The organism is Halorubrum sp. Boch-26, from assembly GCF_029889805.1.
In the GTDB taxonomy this organism is placed as follows: Archaea; Halobacteriota; Halobacteria; order Halobacteriales; family Haloferacaceae; genus Halorubrum.
The window spans coordinates 1-16,901 of record NZ_JARANT010000055.1 but is presented as its reverse complement, the minus strand read 5'-3'; the positions used below and the strand labels follow the sequence as shown (position 1 = coordinate 16,901).

Here is a 16,901-nt window from a genome sequence, read left to right as displayed (position 1 = left end):
TCTACGGACCCCGGCACTTCTTCGGACCCCGCCACTCAATCCGACCCGCCACCCGCCCCGACCGCGACTCTGGAACCTCGACCGCTTCGAACGTCGACACAGCCCCTGATACGGGCCGATCTCCAGTCGAAACGAAGGGGTCCCGGGGTGCCGTCCGTGCCGACTCGACCCGCGAAGGATCGGACGGCGTCGCCGCGGGCCCCGGTAGCGACCACGGGTCCACCGCCGGCGCCGAAAACGCCGGAAGCCGCGATCGCGACCCCGATCGCCGAGAGCTCGAGGTCGGCAACGACATGACCGGACGGAGCACCGGGACCGGCGAGTACGCCGACTTCGTTCGGACGTTCCGCGACCGTTACGAGCGGCTCTCCAAGGTGCTCCGCGGTCGCGTTAACCACCGCCCCGCGGAGGCGATCGCGGACATGCCCGGCGGCAGCGACGCCGCGATGATCGGGCTGGTCAACGACGTCCGCTCGACGAAGTCCGGCCACTGGCTCGTCGAACTGGAGGACACCACCGGCACGTTCCCGGCGCTGGTGATGAAAGACAAGGGGCTCGCCGACGTCGTCGACGAGATCTTGATGGACGAGTGCGTCGCCGTCGAGGGGACCCTCGCGGACGACTCCGGAATCCTCTTCGCCGACTCGCTGCACTTCCCGGACGTTCCGCGAACGCACCGGACCGGCGGAGCCGACCGCCATGTGCAGGCCGCGCTGATCTCCGACGTCCACGTCGGCAGCGACGAGTTCATGGCGGACGCGTGGAGCAGCTTCACCGACTGGCTCCACACCCCCGAGGCCGAGCCGGTCGAGTACATCCTGCTCGCCGGCGACATGGTCGAGGGGGTCGGCGTCTACCCCGACCAGGACGAGGAGCTGGAGATCGTCGACATCTACGACCAGTACGAGGCGTTTGCGGAGTACCTCAAGGAAGTCCCGGCCGACACCGAGATCGTGATGATCCCGGGCAACCACGACGCGGTCCGGCTCGCAGAGCCCCAGCCCGGATTCAACGACGAGATCCGCTCCATCATGGACGTCCACGACGCACAGATCGTCTCGAACCCCGCGACCGTCTCGGTCGAGGGCGTCGAGGTGCTGATGTACCACGGCGTCTCGCTCGACGAGGTGATCGCGGAACTCCCCGAGGAGAAGGCGAGCTACGACGAACCCCACAAGGCGATGTACCAGCTGTTGAAAAAGCGTCACGTCGCTCCCCAGTTCGGCGGGCACACCCGCGTCGCCCCGGAGGAACGCGATTACCTCGTCATCGAGAACGTCCCGGACGTGTTCCACACCGGCCACGTTCACAAGCTCGGGTGGGGGAAGTACCACAACGTCCTCGCGGTCAACTCCGGCTGCTGGCAGGCCCAGACCGACTTCCAGAAGTCCGTCAACATCGACCCCGACGCGGGGTACGCGCCGATCCTCGACCTCGACACGCTGGAGATGACCGTCCGGAAGTTCGCGTAACCGTCGGTCCGTCGGTTCGCCGATCCGTCGATCCGCCGTTCAGTCCGATCTCGACCGACAGTTGAAATCGGATACCGAATCCACTCTCGCCGTGATGTGACCGTCGCCCGCGGCGTACTAGGCGGGAGCGCGACGCACCGCCGCGGAATGCCGTCTTTTCCGAATCAGTCGCCTGTTCGCTATCGGAGTGGCCCTCCGGCTACCGGTCGATCTCGACCCGGCCACTCGTCGCGCTGTTGAGTCGTTCGACCAATTCCTCGGTCTCGGCCACCGGTACTCGAAGATCGAATCGCACGCGCCCGTCGTAATCGGCGTCGAACGAGACTCCCGAGGACTCGATTACGCCTCGGACAGTACCCGAGTCGTCGTACGCGGTCTCGACGAGCAGCCGCCGGTGCGGCCGTTCCTCGACCACGCCCGCCTCGTCGATTCCCTCTTTCACCGCCCGCGAGTAAGCGCGCGCGAGTCCGCCGACGCCGAGATTCGTCCCGCCGTAGTATCGGGTCACCACCGCGACGACGTTCCGAATATCGCGCTGTTGAAGGACGTTGAGCGCCGGCTTCCCGGCCGAGCCGGAGGGCTCGCCGTCGTCGGAGGAGTACTCCCGGATCATGGGGCCGCTCCCGGGGGTCCGCTCGGACGCCGCGCCGGCCGGCACCCGGTACGCCGGCACGTTGTGGGTCGCATCGTCGTACTCGCCCCTGACGCGCTCGACGAACGCCTCGGCCTCGTCGACCGTGTCCACCGGGACGACGTGTCCGAGGAACTCCGAACCACGGATCTCGAACGTCGCCGTCGCGGGCTCGGTGACCGTCAGGTACGCGCCGTCGCTCATGAGTCGGACCGTCCGCTTGTGGGATCTTCGTTGTCTCCCGTTTTCTCGGCACTCTTGGTCTCATTCCTCCGTTCGAGCACGACGCTCGTCGGCGGCGCGAGCCGGTAGAGCGCGAGGAACGCGGCGACGCCGACGACCTCTGCCGCCTTCGCGACGATCGCCAAGGGGTCAGTCGCGAGCGCCGACGCGGCCGCGGCGCCGTACCAGCCGACGTAGCCGAGGAGGAACCCCGCGAGAGTGCCGGCGCCGAGGGCGTATAGGCGCCGGTACTCGGGCGCCCGTAGGGTCGCGACGGCGACGCCGACCGCGAACGCCCCGCCGAGCAGGAACACGTAGGGGCGCGGATCGCTCGGGTCACCCAGCCGCGGCCACGCCCACAGCAGGTGGACGGCGCCGCTCACCGCCGCGGCTTGGATCGCGATCGCCCGAGTCACTCGCTTCGTCGTGGCGTCGCGGCCGTCGCGCGCCTCGGCGCTCGATTCGCTCATCGACTTACTCCCACGGGCGCTTCCCGGGCGCGTCCGGCCACAGCGGGTACCAGTACGACTCGTCGTCTTCGAGGCCGAGCTCCCCGTCGAGGACGGACTGGAGCTTGAACTCGACCTGCTGGTTCCGGTCGCTCGTCCCCTTCGGCGAGAACGGATAGTACGCGCCGCGGCGGAACGAGTAGATCCAGTAGGCGTCGGTGTCCCCGCGCTCGAAGCCGAAGACGGCCGCGAGAAGCCGGGAGCCGAACCCCTCCTCGATGAACTGGTCGGCCGCGAAGTGGACGCTCGTCACCAGGTCCTCCGGGTCGTCGTCCTCGAGGACGAACCAGTGGTAGCCGTGGTCGTCCTCGTGGCGGTGGAACCCCGTGCCGGTCTCGATCTCGCCGGCTTCAAGAATGGCCTCGACCGTTTCGACGGCGTCGTCGAACCGAGTGCTGTCCACGCCGGAGAAACACAGCGCGGCCTCTCCGCAGTGGTCGTAGCCGAGGTCGGCCTCCATCGTCATGTACGCGGTCGACATCCCGAAGAGGTCCTCGGGGTCGGCCTCGCGGGTCGCGTCCGTCTCGGCGCTCGTCCCGAGCACGGCGCGGATCGTGTCGAAGATACCCATCGATTACCGAGGCTTAGGCGACGCGGGGTTTAGGAGGTTTTCGTCGGGAGCGACGAACGGACGGCCTCACTCTCCGTTCCGGTCCGCGACGTGGTCGAGGTACGTGAGGACGCCCCGAACGTTCAGGCTCGTGTTGGCGCGGGCGCGCTCCGGATTCCAGAACTCGGCGTCTCGGCTCGCGGCCTCGAAGTGCTCGATAACCGCGTCGTCGTCGCCGAGCTCCTCGCGCTTCTCCCGGATCGCTTCCACCCACTCCACGTACGCGCGCTTAATTTCGCCGGCCAGCTCCGACTCGTACTCTCGGGGGCCGAAGTGACCGAAACAGAGGTAGTCGGGGTCGAGCTCCTCGACCGTCCGAACGTCGGCGAGACACTGGTCGAGGTCGAACTGCGGCGGCGGCGTCGTCGGCTCGACCTCGTCGACCGCGGGGATATATATCCCGGCCGCGTCGGCCGCGAAGACGACGTCGGCGTCGGGGTCGTGGTAGATCGCGTGGTGGGGCGCGTGACCCGGCGCCTCGTACACGACCAGCTCGCGGTCGCCGAGGTCGATCCGGTCTCCCTCTGAGAGCCCGGATATCCGATCCTCCGGAATCGGTTCGGGCTCGTCGTAGTACTCCCACTGCTCTTGCACCGCGGATTTCGTCCCGGCGACGAGCGCCTCCGGATCGACGAGGTGTCGCACTCCCTTCTCGGGTACGAGGACCTCGGCGTTCCGGTAGCGCTCGGCGAGGTGGCCCGCGCCGCCCGCGTGATCGAGGTGAGCGTGGGTCGGCAGGATCCACGCCAGCTCCTCGCGTCCGATCCCGATCGCCTCGATCGTCTCGAACAGCGCGTCCCGATTCGCGCCGGTCCCGGCGTCGATCACGACGGGACGCTCGGCGTCGTACACGTACACGGCCCCGTACTCGTCGGTGTCGAACATCCCGGTGTCGTGGACGTACAGGTCTGATACCCCGCGGACCGGCTCGAACTCGCCTGCGTGCATACCTCAACGAGCGCCGCGCGGCTTCTTTTAACGATCGGTCTCGCCGATCCGTCCTTCGAGGAGGCCGCGTCCCGGCGTTCGAAGCCGGACCGAGCGGTCCGTGGCGGGTGCTTATGGTCGTTCCACACGAGGGATCTGTATGCGCGTGCTCGTCACCGGCGCCACTGGATTCGTCGGCAGCCGGCTCGTCCCGACGCTCCTCGACCGCGGTCACGAGGTCGTCGCTCTCGTTCGCGACGCCGACGGCTACACTCCTCCGGCTGGGGTCCACGTCGTCGAGGGCGACCTCTTGGAGCAAGAGACGCTCCCGCCAGCGTTCGAGGTCGACGGCGACCCGGTCGACGCCGCCTACTACCTCGTCCACTCGATGGACGGCGGCCCCGGCTACGAGGAACGGGATCGAAACTGCGCGACCAACTTCGTCGAGGCCGCGTCGAACGTCGGCGTCGACCGGGTGATCTACCTCGGCGGCCTCGGAGAGGACCGCGAAGAGCTCTCCGAACACCTCCGTTCTCGCCGCGAGGTCGAGCGGATCCTCGCGACGGGCGATCCCGCGCTGACCACGCTGCGGGCGGCGATCATCATCGGCGCCGGAAGCGCGAGCTTCGAGGTGATTCACGGGCTCGCGAGTCGGCTACCGGTAATGACGACGCCGAAGTGGGTCGACACGCTCTGCCAGCCGATCGCGATCGACGACGTCGTCGGGTACCTCGCCGGTGTCCTCGAAGTTCCGGAAACGCGCGACGACACGTTCGAGATCGGCGGGCCGAACGTCATGACATACGCCGAGATCCTCCGCCAGACCCGCCGTCAGCTCGGGCACAGGCTGTGGATCATTCGGGTGCCGGTGTTGAGTCCCGAGCTGTCGGCGAAGTGGCTCCGACTGGTGACCGACGTGAACCCCTATCTCGCCCGCTCGCTCGTGGAGGGACTCCGCAACACCGTGATCGTCGAGGACGACCGGCTGCGCGATCTCGTCCCGATCGAACAGACGCCCTTCGACGTCGCCGTCGCGAGAGCGATCGACCGCCCCCACCGCGACAACCTGACCGACGAGATTCCGCCGACCGAGATAGAGGTCGAGCTGTGAGCCGGAACTACGGCGAGACGTGGGTGTACGAGAGCCTCGTCGGGGGCATTCCAGGGTTGGGGATCTCTCGCACGCTCGCGGTCGCGATCCAGTTTCTGCTGTTTCAGCTCGGCGTCGCCGCGCTCGGCTGGTACTACGGGCTGTGGGACGCGGTCGTCGCCGGGACCGTCGCCGTCCTCGTCGCGGCGATCGGCAGCGTCGAGATGCACCGGCTCGGCGCCGCGAACCGCCGGCTGTCGACGCCCCCGGAGCACAAGCGGCTCCTGTTCGGGTCGAGCATCGAGATCGTCCTCGGCGTGCTCGCGTTCATCGCGCTGCTGACGTACATGATAGCGTGGGACGGGACGCTGCTCGAGCGTCTGTTCGGTCCCGATCCGCCGATCCCGGTGGTCTACCTGACCCTGTTGATCCTCTGGGACCTCACCTACCGGATCGGCACCTCGTGGTGGAGCGCGGTCGTCGCGCTCTGGCGGGCGGTGAACGTCGAGCTCGGTCCGAGCGAGGCGGCCAGCGTCAGGCGCCTCGACGCGGAGAACATCGGGTTCTCGGCGCTCCAGCTGGTGCTCGTCCCGTTCCTGATCGAGGAACCGATCCTGCTCGGCGCCGTCGTCGGTCACGTTCTCGCGGTCGCGATCGTCTGCTCGGCCGCGATCGCGTTGACCTGATCGGACTCACCGATCAGCGGTTCGGGCGGAAGTCGACGAATCCGCAGAAACGCGGTCCGAGTCGCCGTCTCACTCGCTCTGTAGCTCTTGGAACTTGTCGAGGAGTGCCTCCGCGGAGTCGCCGGAGTCGTACGTGAGCGATCCGGAGTACTCCGGCCGCTCCGCGTCGAAATCGGCGTTGACTTCGCTGGTCTTCCGCTCGCGACGCTCGTGTTCGGCCTCGTCATAGGCACCCATTGACATGGTACAACCTCACTTGGAAACAATCGGTCATATATGTGTCGGTGAACCGTCCGTTCGTCGAAACGAAGCGGGCGACGCGGCCGGGGGCGCCTCGATCGGGCCACCGGAACCGATTAGACCCGGCGCCCGGTAACACCGCCGTGGCACAACCGCTCCGATTCAGACGCGCTCCCGGCCGGTGGAGCGTCGGCCGCGTCCGCTCGCAGCTCGAACGGCCGCTCGACGACAACCTCGGGGCGGCCGCGGGCGAGCCGTGGTTCAGTCCGCCGCCGGGGTACGAGGCGCGGCGGTTCGACATGGACGACGGCTCGTTCGCCCTGTTCGGCTGGACCGACGACGACGCCGACCCGCCCGCGGGAGCGAGCGGCGGAGCGACCGGATACTGGATCGGCAACACGGAGACGCCGAGCGAGCTGTGGCGCACGGAGAAGTACGGCTTCGACGAGGTACCGTACCCGGTGTCTCGGTGGGTCCAGCGGGAGCTGCTCGCCGCGCTCCACGACGACGAGCCGTGGCTCGCGGCGTACCCGCACGTCTCGTGGTACTTCCTCCCCGTGTTCTGCTCGAAGGACGGCGCGGAGACGACGCGGGCGTTCTTCCGCGACCACGCGGCCGGGTTCCCGGACGCGACCCGTGAGGGGGGGACGGGATTCGTCGAGGAGACGCTCCGGACGGGGACGCTCGACGACTACCGGGCGACGATGGCGGGTAAGCTCGGGACCTCGGCGTCGCTCGACCTCGTGCGGATGAGCGCGGCGATCGCGGAGTTCACCGCGGCGCGGATCCTCACCGACTCCGGCTACGACGTGACCCCGGAGATCGAGGTGACGACCGGGCACTCGCTCGACTTCCGTGCGACGGACCCGGACACCGGTCGGGCGTCCCTCGTCGAGGTGACCCGCCCGCAGCCGGCCTCGAACCGGTCCGCGAACGGCCCCGTCGCGGCGGTCCGCGACACCGCGGAGACGAAGACGAGCGGCCAGCTGGAAGCCCACGGCGGTGGCGTGACCCTGCTCGTGGACTGCACCTCGTTTCCCGCGGACGACTGGGCCGCGGTCCGGGACGCCAAGCCGGGAGTCCGGCACCGCCCGGCGGTCGTCCTCCGCGCGCGTCCGGACGGGACGGTAGAGGGATATCGAAAGGGATCGGTTCCGATCGACCTGTCTCCCGCGATCGACTGGGTGTAGGTCTCGCCGCCACCGTGCGTGCCTTCGGGCCGGGGGACACGCGAGCGACGGCGGCGACGCGAATCCGAGGGCCGAAGCGTCGCTGGCGGTTCGTTTCGTTTTCAAAAAAACCGGTCGGGCCGCGGTTCCGCTCAGAACGAGACCGGCGAGGGCCCGTCCTCGGCGTCGGTCGTCGGGTCGCGGTCCGAGTAGAACCGCCGACCGACTCCGCGGTGACAGACGCCCGCGCGGAGAGTGGTGAACACGTCCTCCGCGTCGGCGAACGTCTGTTCTCCGAACCGCTCCAACACGTCGCCGAGACGCTCGGATCCCTCCGCGAGCTCTACGGTCGCGTTCCCGTGGGCCGCGATCAGTTCTTCCGAGGTCGTCGGATATTGGTGCCGTTCGAGTCGGTCGTCGACGCCGTTCAAGCGCATCAACAGATGGAAAGCGCCGGAGGTTCTTAATGATTGTCCATGCACAACCTTAGTCGGAGATATCTACTTATATTTCCTTATATTGGTGCATGTTCACACGGGACTACCGTCGGCGCTTAGTACGGGGGTCGCCGAACGTGGGCATGCACACGGACCGGATCGTCGCCGACCTCCACGCGCACACGACCGTCTCGGACGGTACCATGACGGCCGCGGAGCTCGCCGTGACCGCCGCCGACGCGGGGCTCGACTGGGTCGCCGTCACCGATCACGACCGGGTCCATCCCGACCTCGACGCTCCCGTCGTCGAGCGCGAGGGGGTCCGGATCGTCCGGGGGATCGAACTACGCGTCGACGCCGGCTTCGAGCGGCTCGACCTGCTCGGGTACGCGGTCGACCGCACCCCGGCGCTCGACGCCGAGATCGAGCGGCTCCAGGCGGACCGGCAGCGGCGCGGCGCGGCGATCCTCGACGCGGTGGAGGAGCGGCTCGGCGTCGACCTCGGCGTCGAGCCCCGTCCCGGCCTCGGGCGGCCGCACATCGCCCGCGCGATCGAGGAATCGGAGGCGCCGTACGACTACGCGGGCGCCTTCGACGAGCTGATCGGGAGCGACGGCCCCTGCTACGTCGCCCGCGACGTGACGGAACTGGAGCGGGGGATCGAACTCCTCGCGGACGCGTGCGCGCTCGTCGGCCTCGCGCACCCGTTCCGGTACGACGATGTCGACGCCGCGCTCGACGTCGCCCGCGAGTTGGACGCGGTGGAGCGGTTCTACCCGTACGGCCGCCCGGTCGACGACGGCCGCGTCGAGCGGGTCGCCGCCGAAAGCGACCTCCTCCTGACGGGCGGTAGCGACGCGCACGAGCGTACGCTCGCCGAGGCGGGGCTGACCGCGGAGGCGTTCGAGCCCGTTCGCGGCCGGCTTCCCGACCCGGCCGCGCGGGAGACCGAGTCCTCCCCGATCGACGAACAGGATTAAGCCCGACGCCGACAGAGTAGGGACCATGCGGTGTCACTACTGCGATCGGGAGGCCACGTACGAGGCCGAGCAGAGCGGCGTGGTCGTCGGCCTCTGCGAGGAGCACTTCAAGCAACGCGTCGAGGAGCTCGCGGAGTCGGACGACCTCGCGTCGCTTCGCGACCAGATCGACGTGGAGTCATCGGAGTAGCTCCCCTTCTCCCCTGACCTCGCGTCCTTTGCGCACGTCGTTCCCGAGCCGCCGTCCGCTCGCCGCGGACGGATCATAAAAGACCGCCCGGAGCCAACGCTCCGGTATGCACCCCACCGATCGGCCCCGCCGGCTTCGGACCGACGGCGTCCGCCCGCTCGTCAGCGAGACGTCGCTGTCGGCGTCTGACCTCGTCGCGCCCGTCTTCGTCGACGCGACGACCGACGAACGCGTCCCGATCGAGACGATGCCGGGTCACGAGCGCGTCCCCGTGAGCCAAGCGGTCGACCGCGTCGAGGAGATCCGTGAGACCGGCGTCGAGGCCGTGATCCTCTTCGGGATCCCGGAGTCGAAGGACCCCGAGGGGACCCGGGCGTACGCCGAGGACGCCGTCGTTCAGCGCGCGATCCGCCGCGTTACCGCCGAGACCGACGCGTACGTGATCGGCGACGTCTGCCTCTGCGAGTACACCGACCACGGCCACTGCGGCGTGCTCGAGGAGTCCGCCGAGTCGGACCCGACGCTCACCGTGACGAACGACGAGACGCTCGACCTGCTCGCGGAGACCGCCGTCTCGCAGGCCGACGCGGGCGCGGACATGGTCGCCCCCTCCGCGATGACGGACGGGCAGGTGCGGGCGATCCGCGAGGCGCTCGACGCGGCGGGCCACGAGGCGGTGGCGATCATGAGCTACGCCGTCAAGTACGAGTCGGCGTTCTACGGCCCCTTCCGCGACGCGGCCGACGGCGCGCCGGCGTTCGGCGACCGACGCCACTACCAGATGGACCCCGCGAACCGCCGCGAGGCGCTCCGCGAGGCACAGATCGACGCCGAGGAAGGCGCCGACGTGCTGATGGTGAAACCCGGGCTGCCCTACCTCGACGTCGTCGCAGACGTCCGCGCGGAGTTCGATCACCCGGTCGCCGCGTACAACGTCTCCGGCGAGTACGCGATGCTGCACGCGGCCGCGGAGAAGGGGTGGCTCGACCTGGAAGAAACGGCTCACGAGTCGCTGCTGTCGCTCAAGCGCGCGGGCGCGGACCTGATCATCACCTACTTCGCCGAGGATCTGGCAGAGCGCTTATAAGTGAGAGCGGGCGGAGACAGATGGTCTCCTTATCCATCCAGCTCGGCGCGCGCCTCCGAGCGCCCGAAGGGCGCGAGGAGCGCGTGCGAGGGACGCGGTGAGCGCTCGGAGAGCGCGAACCGCGAGGCTGGGGAGGCGTGAGGCTGGTGCTGTGCGGTGCGGGGTGGGACTCAAAAGGGCAGTCGGGAGGGCGAAGCACACCGACGTAAGCACCGCAGCGAGGGAGCGACAGCGACCGAGTGAGGAGCGCAACGAGGTGCGCGAGCCCTCCCGACTGGGGCTTTGGAGGAGTTCACCGTGGAGTAGCTGGACACGTACAACCGAGCGACTGGGGCTTTGGAGGTGTTCGCCGTCGATCCGGCGTCAATCGTTTATAAGCGAGCGGCTGGATTTTTAGAGCCAGTCACCGCCGAGTCCTGTTAGACCACCTGTTCGCCGTCGTCGTCGTACACCTCGATGGCGTCGACCGGGCAGACCCGGGCCGCGAACTTCGCGTCGAACTCCTCGCCGTCGGGCACCTCGACCACGAACACGTCCTCCTCTTCCTCTTCGCTCCCCTGAAGGTCGGCCTTCCCGTCGTTCAGGTTCTTCTCGAAGGCGTCCCACTCGGCGACGCACTGGTACATCCCGACGCAGGTGTCGCGGTCGAACTTCACGCGCATGCCTCCCGGTTCGGCGAGGCGGTACAAAGCGCTGGCGACGGCTTATGAAGGATCGACTGAACCAGATGACTGGTCGGTTGCCGATCGATGCGATCACTGACGGGATGCCGCCTCGAACCTGTCTCTCTCCAAACCCCATCCGCATGTTTATAAATCGTTGCTGACGGATCGACGATGACGACCTGCAAAGCCCCAGCCGGAAGAACGGCGCACGCTCGCTGCGCGCCTCACTCGGTCGCTGGCACTCCCTCGTTGCGGTGCTTACATCGCCTGCGCCGTTCTTCCGGCTGCCCCTTCGAGTCCCACCCCGCACGGCAACCGCAGCCTCACACCTCCCCAGCCTCGTCGGCCACTCTCCGCTTCGCTCCGAGTGGCCGACTCCCTCGCACGGTGCTCCTCGCGGTCGTCAGAGACGACCGCTCGGAGGCGCGCGCGCCAACCCCAATCGACGGGACCGATCGTAGTCAAGTGCTCCTCTGCATCCCAACCGTCCTTTTTAAGCCTCGCAGGAACCCATCGCCGCGTATGACCACGGTCTGGCTCGTCGACCGGCAGTTCGACTCGAAGGGGCTCGTGCGACTCACCTACGCCACCGAGGACGGCGAGCGGACGCACACGAAGGAGCTGGCCGAACAGCGGCTCGTCACGGGCGACGGGATCACCGCCGGCCGGGAGGTCGAGGAGACCGCGCTGGGCGAGAGCCCGGCCGACGAGGTCGAGCGGTTCGCCGCGGAGGCGTCGAAGATGGCCGCCGAGCACGACCTGGATGACGTGGTGTGAGTCCCGAGGCGGGCGACGCGGCGTAGCGCGCTCCCCACACAACCGAGGCCGTTAAGGGGGAACCGCGGGAACGTGAGCGTGAAATGCCCAGTGGTGAGTACGACCCCGACACCGTCGAGCCGCGGTGGCAGCGGCGATGGGTCGACGAGGAGACGTACGCCTATCCCGACGACGACCCGGTCGACCCGAACACCGTCTTCTCCATCGACACGCCCCCGCCGACGGTATCGGGGAGCCTCCACATGGGCCACCTGTACGGCTTCACCCTCCAGGACTTCGTCGCCCGCTTCGAGCGGATGAACGGCGGTGAGACGTTCTTCCCGTTCGGCTACGACGACAACGGCATCGCCTCTGAACGGCTCACCGAGGACGAGCTCGACATCCGGCACCAAGACTTCGAACGTCGCGAGTTCCAAGCGAAGTGCCGAGAGGTCTGCGCGCAGTACGAAGAGCAGTTCACCGAGAACGTCCAGTCGCTCGGCGTCTCCGTCGACTGGGACCACACGTACCAGACGATCGAGCCGCGCGTTCAGCGCGTCTCCCAGCTGTCGTTCCTCGACCTGTACGAGCAGGGCCGGGAGTACCGCGAGAAGGCCCCCGCGATCTGGTGTCCCGAGTGCGAGACGGCCATCTCGCAGGTCGAGACCGAAGACGACGAACAGGACAGCCACTTCCACGACATCGCCTTCCCGGTCGCGGGAAGCGCTGAAGACGGGACCGACGCCGACGCCCCCGAGGAGTTCGTCATCTCGACGACGCGCCCGGAGCTGCTCCCGGCCTGCGTCGCCGTCTTCGTTCACCCCGACGACGACGAGAACCAGAGTCTCGTCGGCGAGTCCGCCGAGGTCCCGCTGTTCGGCCACGAGGTGCCGATCATCGCAGACGAGCGCGTCGACATGGAGACCGGCTCCGGCATCGTGATGTGCTGTACGTTCGGCGACCAGAACGACATCGAGTGGTACCAGGTCCACGACCTGGACCTCCGCGTCGCCATCGACGAGTCCGGCCACATGACCGGTGTCGCCGAGGGGTACGAGGGGTTACACTCCTCTGAGGCCGGCGAGGCCATCGTCGAAGACCTCGACGACGCGGGCGCGCTGCTGGACCGCCGCCCCATCAGCCACACCGTCAACGTCCACGAGCGCTGCGGGACGAGCGTCGAGTTCCTCGTCACCGAGCAGTGGTACGTCGAGATGCTCGACAAGACCGACGAGTACCTCGATGTCGGCCGGGAGATGGAGTGGTCGCCCGAGAAGATGTTCACCCGGTACGAACACTGGGTCGAGGGGCTCCAGTGGGACTGGCTCATCTCCCGCCAGCGCTCCTCCGGCATCCCGTTCCCGGTGTGGTACTGCGGGGACTGCGGCGAGGTCGTCGTCGCCGAGAAGGCCGACCTCCCCGTCGACCCCCTCTCGGACGACCCGCCGGTCGACGCCTGCCCGGCGTGCGGGCACGACGAGTTCGAGCCGGAGGACGACGTGCTCGACACGTGGGCGACCTCCAGCCTGACGCCGCTGATCAACGCCGGCTGGGACTGGGACGCGGACGCCGAGGCGTTCACGATGGAGCACCCGGAGCTCTACCGGTTCGACCTCCGACCGCAGGGCCACGACATCATCAGCTTCTGGCTGTTCCACACGCTGGTGAAGTGCTACGAGCACACCGGCGAGGTCCCGTTCGAGGAGACGATGATCAACGGCCACGTCCTCGACGAGAACCGGGAGAAGATGTCCAAGTCCGTCGGCAACGTCGTCGAGCCCGAGGAAGTGCTGGCGGAGTTCCCGGTCGACGCCACGCGCTACTGGGCAGCCGGCACCGCCGTCGGCGACGACTTTCCCTTCAAAGAGAAAGACCTCCGCGCGGGCGAGAAGCTGATCCGGAAGCTGTGGAACGCCTCCAAGCTCGTCGAGTCGCTGGCGCCGGAGCCGTACCCGGACGCGCCGGCCGACGAGGAGCTTCGCCAGCTCGATCGCTGGCTGCTCGCCGAGCTCGACGACCGGGTCGAGCGGCTCACCGAGCTGTTCGAGGACCGCGCGTTCTCGAAGGCCCGCGACGAGCTCCGGAGCTTCTTCTGGAACACGTTCTGCGACGACTACCTCGAGATCGCCAAGCAGCGCGAGGACGACGCCGCGGCGTACACCCTTCGGACGGTGCACCGCCGGTTCCTGAAGCTGTTCGCGCCCCTGCTCGCGCACGTGACGGAGGAGCTCTGGCACGACATGTACGCGGACGGGGCGAGCGACCCCGACGCGGTCGACGCGCCCGTCGCCGACGGCGCGCGCGACTCGATCCACCTCGCCGACTGGCCCGAGCCGCTCGGCTTGGAGGCGCACCACGAGGCCGGCGCGGCGGCCACGGCGGTCGTCGGCGTCCTTCGGAAGTACAAGAGCGAGAACCAGCTCCCGCTGAACGCGGAGCTCGACGCCGTCGAGGTGTACGCGGACGTCCGCGGCTTCGAGGACGACATCACGGGCGTGATGCACGTCGCCGACCTCGCGGTCCACCCCGACGAGGACGCACCGGTCGAGACGGTGATCACCGGGATCGACCTCGACTACGCGACCGTGGGCCCGAAGTACGGGAATCAAGTCGGCGACATCGAGGCCGCGATCGCACAGGAAGCGTACGAGATCGACGGCGACGAGCTCCACGTTGCCGGCGTCACGCTCGTCGGCGACGAGTTCTCGATCGAAGAAGAGCGACAGTACCGGGGCGACGGGAAGCTGCTGGAGGCCGACGACGTCGTCGTTATCGTCCGGAACGAGGAGTAGGTCGACGTTCGCTCGACGACATCCCTCGGCTACAGGTCCGCGCCGACCGCATCGCCGACGGAATCGAAGCCGTCCCGATCGAGCAGTTCGAGGACTCCCTCGTTGATATCGTGTGCGAGCCCCGGCCCCTCGTACACGAGTCCCGTATACAGTTGGACGAGCGAGGCCCCCGCGCGTATCTTCTCGTAGGCGCCCGCCGCGTCCGTGATTCCGCCGACGCCGACCACCGGTACGTCGGTACGTTCGGCGACGAAGCGGACCCGATCGGTGGCGAGGTCCTCGATCGGCTTTCCGGAGAGGCCGCCGCGCTCGGCGCGGTTCGGACTCTCCAGCGACCCCGGGCGGGAGGTCGTGGTGTTGGTCGCGATGACGCCGTCGAGACCGAGATCGTCGACGACGCCGAGAGCGTCCTCGACCGCCGGTTCCGGGAGGTCCGGCGAGAGCTTCACGAGGAGGGGGTCCGCGCCCGCGTCGGCGAGGCTGCCGAGTATCTCCTCTAGCGCCTCGCGGTCCTGTAGCTCGCGGAGCCCGGGCGTGTTCGGGCTCGACACGTTCACGACGAAGTAATCGCCGGCGTCCGCGGCGCGCTCGTAGGTGTACAGGTAGTCGTCGGGGGCGTCGGGGAGGGGCGTCGACTTTGACTTCCCGATGTTGATTCCGACCGGTACGTCGGGCAGCGGCTCACGGTCGAGGCGGGCGCCGACGGCGTCCGCGCCCTCGTTGTTGAACCCCATTCGATTGATCAGTGCCTCGTCCTCGCGGAGCCGGAACAATCGCGGTCGCGGGTTCCCCGGCTGTCGCTCGGCCGTCACGCCACCGACCTCGACGTGCCCGAACCCGAGCGACGCGAGCGCGCGCGACACCTCCGCGTTCTTGTCGAATCCCGCGGCCACGCCAACCGGATTCGGAAACGCGTTTCCGAACGCCTCGACCCGCAATCGCGAGTCGTCGACGACGTACCGGTTGCGAAGCGCGGTCTCCACCGGTGTCCCCTGTACGGTCCCCAACAGCCGGTGTGTCATTCTGTGTGCCGTTTCTGCCGGCAGGCCGAACAACGCCGGCTTCAACAGATCGTACGCGTCCATCGTCTCGAAATCGTCACGGGCGCTCATCAATCCGCCGACCGACGGAAACGCTGATCGGGTCCCGAACGCGACGGTACTCCGGTCGCTGGTCGAGGTGAGTCGACGGAACAGAGGGAGACCCGGACCGAGGGTTCAGAAGTCGTGCTCGAGCTGCTCGGGGTTGGAATCCGCCTTCTGGATAATGATCTTCCCGTCTCGGACCCGCACGAACACCTCGTCGCCGATTTCCATGCCGGCGACGGCGAGTTCGTCCTCGTGGAGATTCACGTGGACGTTGTGGTACTCCCCCTCATCGTCCTTGGCGCCACTGGGGCTGAGCTTCTTTTTACGGACCATCGCGGTTGTACTGGTCGCATTTCGCCATAGCAGACACATAAGTGTTGTTTACCCGTATCCGAAACCCGCTGGCCTCTCGGGCTGTTCGGAGGCTCCCATCCGGCGCTTTCGATCTGCGTTCCGTTCTTTTCGAATTTCGTACGCGCAGAAGGAACCGGCCGGTCACTTCGCCTTCGCGTGTCGTTCTACTGACCGGAACCGTTCTGCGGCGAGCGGGTAAAACCGCTAGCCGGGACGGAGTTAATATTTAAACGTTTCGTCGATCAGCTTTCATTTCCCCGATATATTTATTACACGCTGTGTGCTGAGTTCTCATGGAGCATAAACCATGGTACGTGAAGACGGTAAGCGAAATTTCGCCCTTCGAGAGGAAGACGGATCGGAACCGAGCGAGTTCTCCGGAAATATGCCCCGACAGGCCGCGCTCAAGGCGGCCCGAACGCTCGACCCGGCCCCGTCCGAGGAGGAGGCAGACAGAACGACGCTCCGGCTCCGCGAGAAAGGGACCAAGAAGGTTCACGAGTACGAGGGCTGGGCGTGGAAGGACAGCGCCCCCGAAGTCGACGAGGCGGACGACGACTTCTGGCTCAACGACCTCAACGATATCACGAAGGCCAACGTCTCGAAGCAGGGAATTGAGTACATCGACGAGGAGTAGCCGCCGGGCTGTTCGATCTTTTTTGTCACCGCCGCCGCGTTAGCTGTGGGCTCGTTCACAGTTCCACGGCATGAAACCGCATGACGTGGCGCCGATGCTTCGACGGGGTTAAATACAACCCGGGCATCGTGACTAATGCGAAGAACGCATCCGCGAACTCGGGCCGTTCAACTCGGCCCGGTTTCGCTGGATCTGGAACGCTTCGATGGGTTTATGACCCCTCGAAGGGAACAACCAGATCCGCGAAGATGAGGATTTCGCCCCCTGCGCTCCGGCGTAAGAGGAAATCTGATGTGAGCCGTGGTAGTTCGGTGTCATCCAGGTCGCTGGCTGACTCGGACACCACATAGACCATGCAA

Annotated in this window: 18 protein-coding genes and 1 pseudogene; 10 read left to right on the top strand and 9 right to left on the bottom strand. The window is 67.5% G+C overall.

Going from position 1 to position 16,901, the window contains the following annotated elements:
- Positions 1-107 precede the first annotated feature (107 nt).
- Positions 108-1,472, top strand: a pseudogene (locus tag OQF71_RS09320) (DNA-directed DNA polymerase II small subunit); the annotation flags it as partial.
- 199 nt (positions 1,473-1,671) lie between these two features.
- Here the strand turns inward: OQF71_RS09320 and OQF71_RS09315 are convergent.
- The 4 genes from OQF71_RS09315 to OQF71_RS09300 form a co-directional block, all read right to left on the bottom strand.
- Positions 1,672-2,307 (bottom strand): YigZ family protein, encoded by a 636-nt coding sequence (locus OQF71_RS09315; protein WP_280587244.1) that lies wholly within the window; start codon positions 2,305-2,307, stop codon positions 1,672-1,674.
- Complete coding sequence (locus OQF71_RS09310; RefSeq protein ID WP_280587243.1) at positions 2,304-2,795, bottom strand: hypothetical protein; 492 nt, start codon at positions 2,793-2,795, stop codon at positions 2,304-2,306. Before OQF71_RS09310 ends, OQF71_RS09315 begins: the two co-directional genes overlap by 4 nt.
- Before the next feature lie 4 nt (positions 2,796-2,799).
- Positions 2,800-3,405: a hypothetical protein gene (locus OQF71_RS09305; RefSeq protein ID WP_280587242.1), complete on the bottom strand. Its 606-nt coding sequence runs from the start codon at positions 3,403-3,405 to the stop codon at positions 2,800-2,802.
- Positions 3,406-3,471: 66 nt separating this feature from the next.
- Positions 3,472-4,392, bottom strand: a complete 921-nt coding sequence (locus tag OQF71_RS09300; RefSeq protein WP_280587241.1) for an MBL fold metallo-hydrolase — start codon at positions 4,390-4,392, stop codon at positions 3,472-3,474.
- A gap of 139 nt (positions 4,393-4,531) precedes the next feature.
- Between OQF71_RS09300 and OQF71_RS09295 the strand changes: the two genes are divergently transcribed.
- Both OQF71_RS09295 and OQF71_RS09290 read left to right on the top strand, forming a co-directional pair.
- Positions 4,532-5,482 (top strand): NAD(P)H-binding protein, encoded by a 951-nt coding sequence (locus OQF71_RS09295; RefSeq protein ID WP_280587240.1) that lies wholly within the window; start codon positions 4,532-4,534, stop codon positions 5,480-5,482.
- Entirely contained in the window at positions 5,479-6,147 is a 669-nt protein-coding gene (locus OQF71_RS09290; protein WP_280587239.1) for a hypothetical protein, read from the top strand. The genes OQF71_RS09295 and OQF71_RS09290 overlap by 4 nt, the downstream gene beginning before the upstream one ends.
- 69 nt (positions 6,148-6,216) lie before the next feature.
- On the opposite strand, the gene OQF71_RS09285 is transcribed toward OQF71_RS09290, so the two are convergent.
- Positions 6,217-6,384 carry a DUF5786 family protein gene (locus OQF71_RS09285; RefSeq protein WP_280587248.1) on the bottom strand — a complete coding sequence of 56 codons (168 nt, stop codon included), beginning with the start codon at positions 6,382-6,384 and terminating at the stop codon, positions 6,217-6,219.
- Positions 6,385-6,530: 146 nt separating this feature from the next.
- Between OQF71_RS09285 and OQF71_RS09280 the strand changes: the two genes are divergently transcribed.
- Positions 6,531-7,577 carry a DUF5784 family protein gene (locus OQF71_RS09280; protein WP_280587238.1) on the top strand — a complete coding sequence of 349 codons (1,047 nt, stop codon included), beginning with the start codon at positions 6,531-6,533 and terminating at the stop codon, positions 7,575-7,577.
- Between the two features lie 131 nt (positions 7,578-7,708).
- Here OQF71_RS09280 and OQF71_RS09275 read toward each other — a convergent pair whose 3' ends face one another.
- Positions 7,709-7,993 (bottom strand): DUF2795 domain-containing protein, encoded by a 285-nt coding sequence (locus tag OQF71_RS09275; RefSeq protein ID WP_280587237.1) that lies wholly within the window; start codon positions 7,991-7,993, stop codon positions 7,709-7,711.
- A 143-nt stretch (positions 7,994-8,136) separates the two neighbouring features.
- Here OQF71_RS09275 and OQF71_RS09270 point away from each other — a divergent pair, with 143 nt between their 5' ends.
- The 3 genes from OQF71_RS09270 to hemB all read left to right on the top strand — a co-directional run bounded on the left by OQF71_RS09270 (position 8,137) and on the right by hemB (position 10,250).
- Positions 8,137-8,973: a PHP domain-containing protein gene (locus OQF71_RS09270; RefSeq protein ID WP_280587246.1), complete on the top strand. Its 837-nt coding sequence runs from the start codon at positions 8,137-8,139 to the stop codon at positions 8,971-8,973.
- 25 nt (positions 8,974-8,998) lie between these two features.
- The gene (locus tag OQF71_RS09265) at positions 8,999-9,163 is read left to right on the top strand and encodes a DUF6757 family protein (protein WP_280587235.1); all 165 of its coding nucleotides are present in this window, start codon (positions 8,999-9,001) and stop codon (positions 9,161-9,163) included.
- Positions 9,164-9,269: 106 nt separating this feature from the next.
- The gene (gene hemB, locus OQF71_RS09260; RefSeq protein ID WP_280587234.1) at positions 9,270-10,250 is read left to right on the top strand and encodes a porphobilinogen synthase; all 981 of its coding nucleotides are present in this window, start codon (positions 9,270-9,272) and stop codon (positions 10,248-10,250) included.
- 419 nt (positions 10,251-10,669) lie between these two features.
- On the opposite strand, the gene OQF71_RS09255 is transcribed toward hemB, so the two are convergent.
- Positions 10,670-10,912, bottom strand: coding sequence for a ferredoxin (locus OQF71_RS09255; RefSeq protein ID WP_280587232.1), 243 nt, complete (start codon positions 10,910-10,912; stop codon positions 10,670-10,672).
- Between the two features lie 525 nt (positions 10,913-11,437).
- On the opposite strand from OQF71_RS09255, the gene OQF71_RS09250 reads away from it, so the two are divergent.
- The gene (locus OQF71_RS09250; protein ID WP_280587229.1) at positions 11,438-11,692 is read left to right on the top strand and encodes a hypothetical protein; all 255 of its coding nucleotides are present in this window, start codon (positions 11,438-11,440) and stop codon (positions 11,690-11,692) included.
- Positions 11,693-11,775: 83 nt separating this feature from the next.
- On the top strand, positions 11,776-14,463 hold the full coding sequence (locus OQF71_RS09245) for a valine--tRNA ligase (protein ID WP_280587228.1): 2,688 nt from the start codon (positions 11,776-11,778) through the stop codon (positions 14,461-14,463).
- A 29-nt stretch (positions 14,464-14,492) separates the two neighbouring features.
- On the opposite strand, the gene OQF71_RS09240 is transcribed toward OQF71_RS09245, so the two are convergent.
- Positions 14,493-15,548 carry a quinone-dependent dihydroorotate dehydrogenase gene (locus OQF71_RS09240; protein ID WP_280587245.1) on the bottom strand — a complete coding sequence of 352 codons (1,056 nt, stop codon included), beginning with the start codon at positions 15,546-15,548 and terminating at the stop codon, positions 14,493-14,495.
- A gap of 132 nt (positions 15,549-15,680) precedes the next feature.
- Positions 15,681-15,884 (bottom strand): hypothetical protein, encoded by a 204-nt coding sequence (locus OQF71_RS09235; RefSeq protein ID WP_092564125.1) that lies wholly within the window; start codon positions 15,882-15,884, stop codon positions 15,681-15,683.
- Positions 15,885-16,212: 328 nt separating this feature from the next.
- Here OQF71_RS09235 and OQF71_RS09230 point away from each other — a divergent pair, with 328 nt between their 5' ends.
- Positions 16,213-16,542 (top strand): non-histone chromosomal MC1 family protein, encoded by a 330-nt coding sequence (locus tag OQF71_RS09230; protein ID WP_280587225.1) that lies wholly within the window; start codon positions 16,213-16,215, stop codon positions 16,540-16,542.
- Positions 16,543-16,901: the final 359 nt, after the last annotated feature.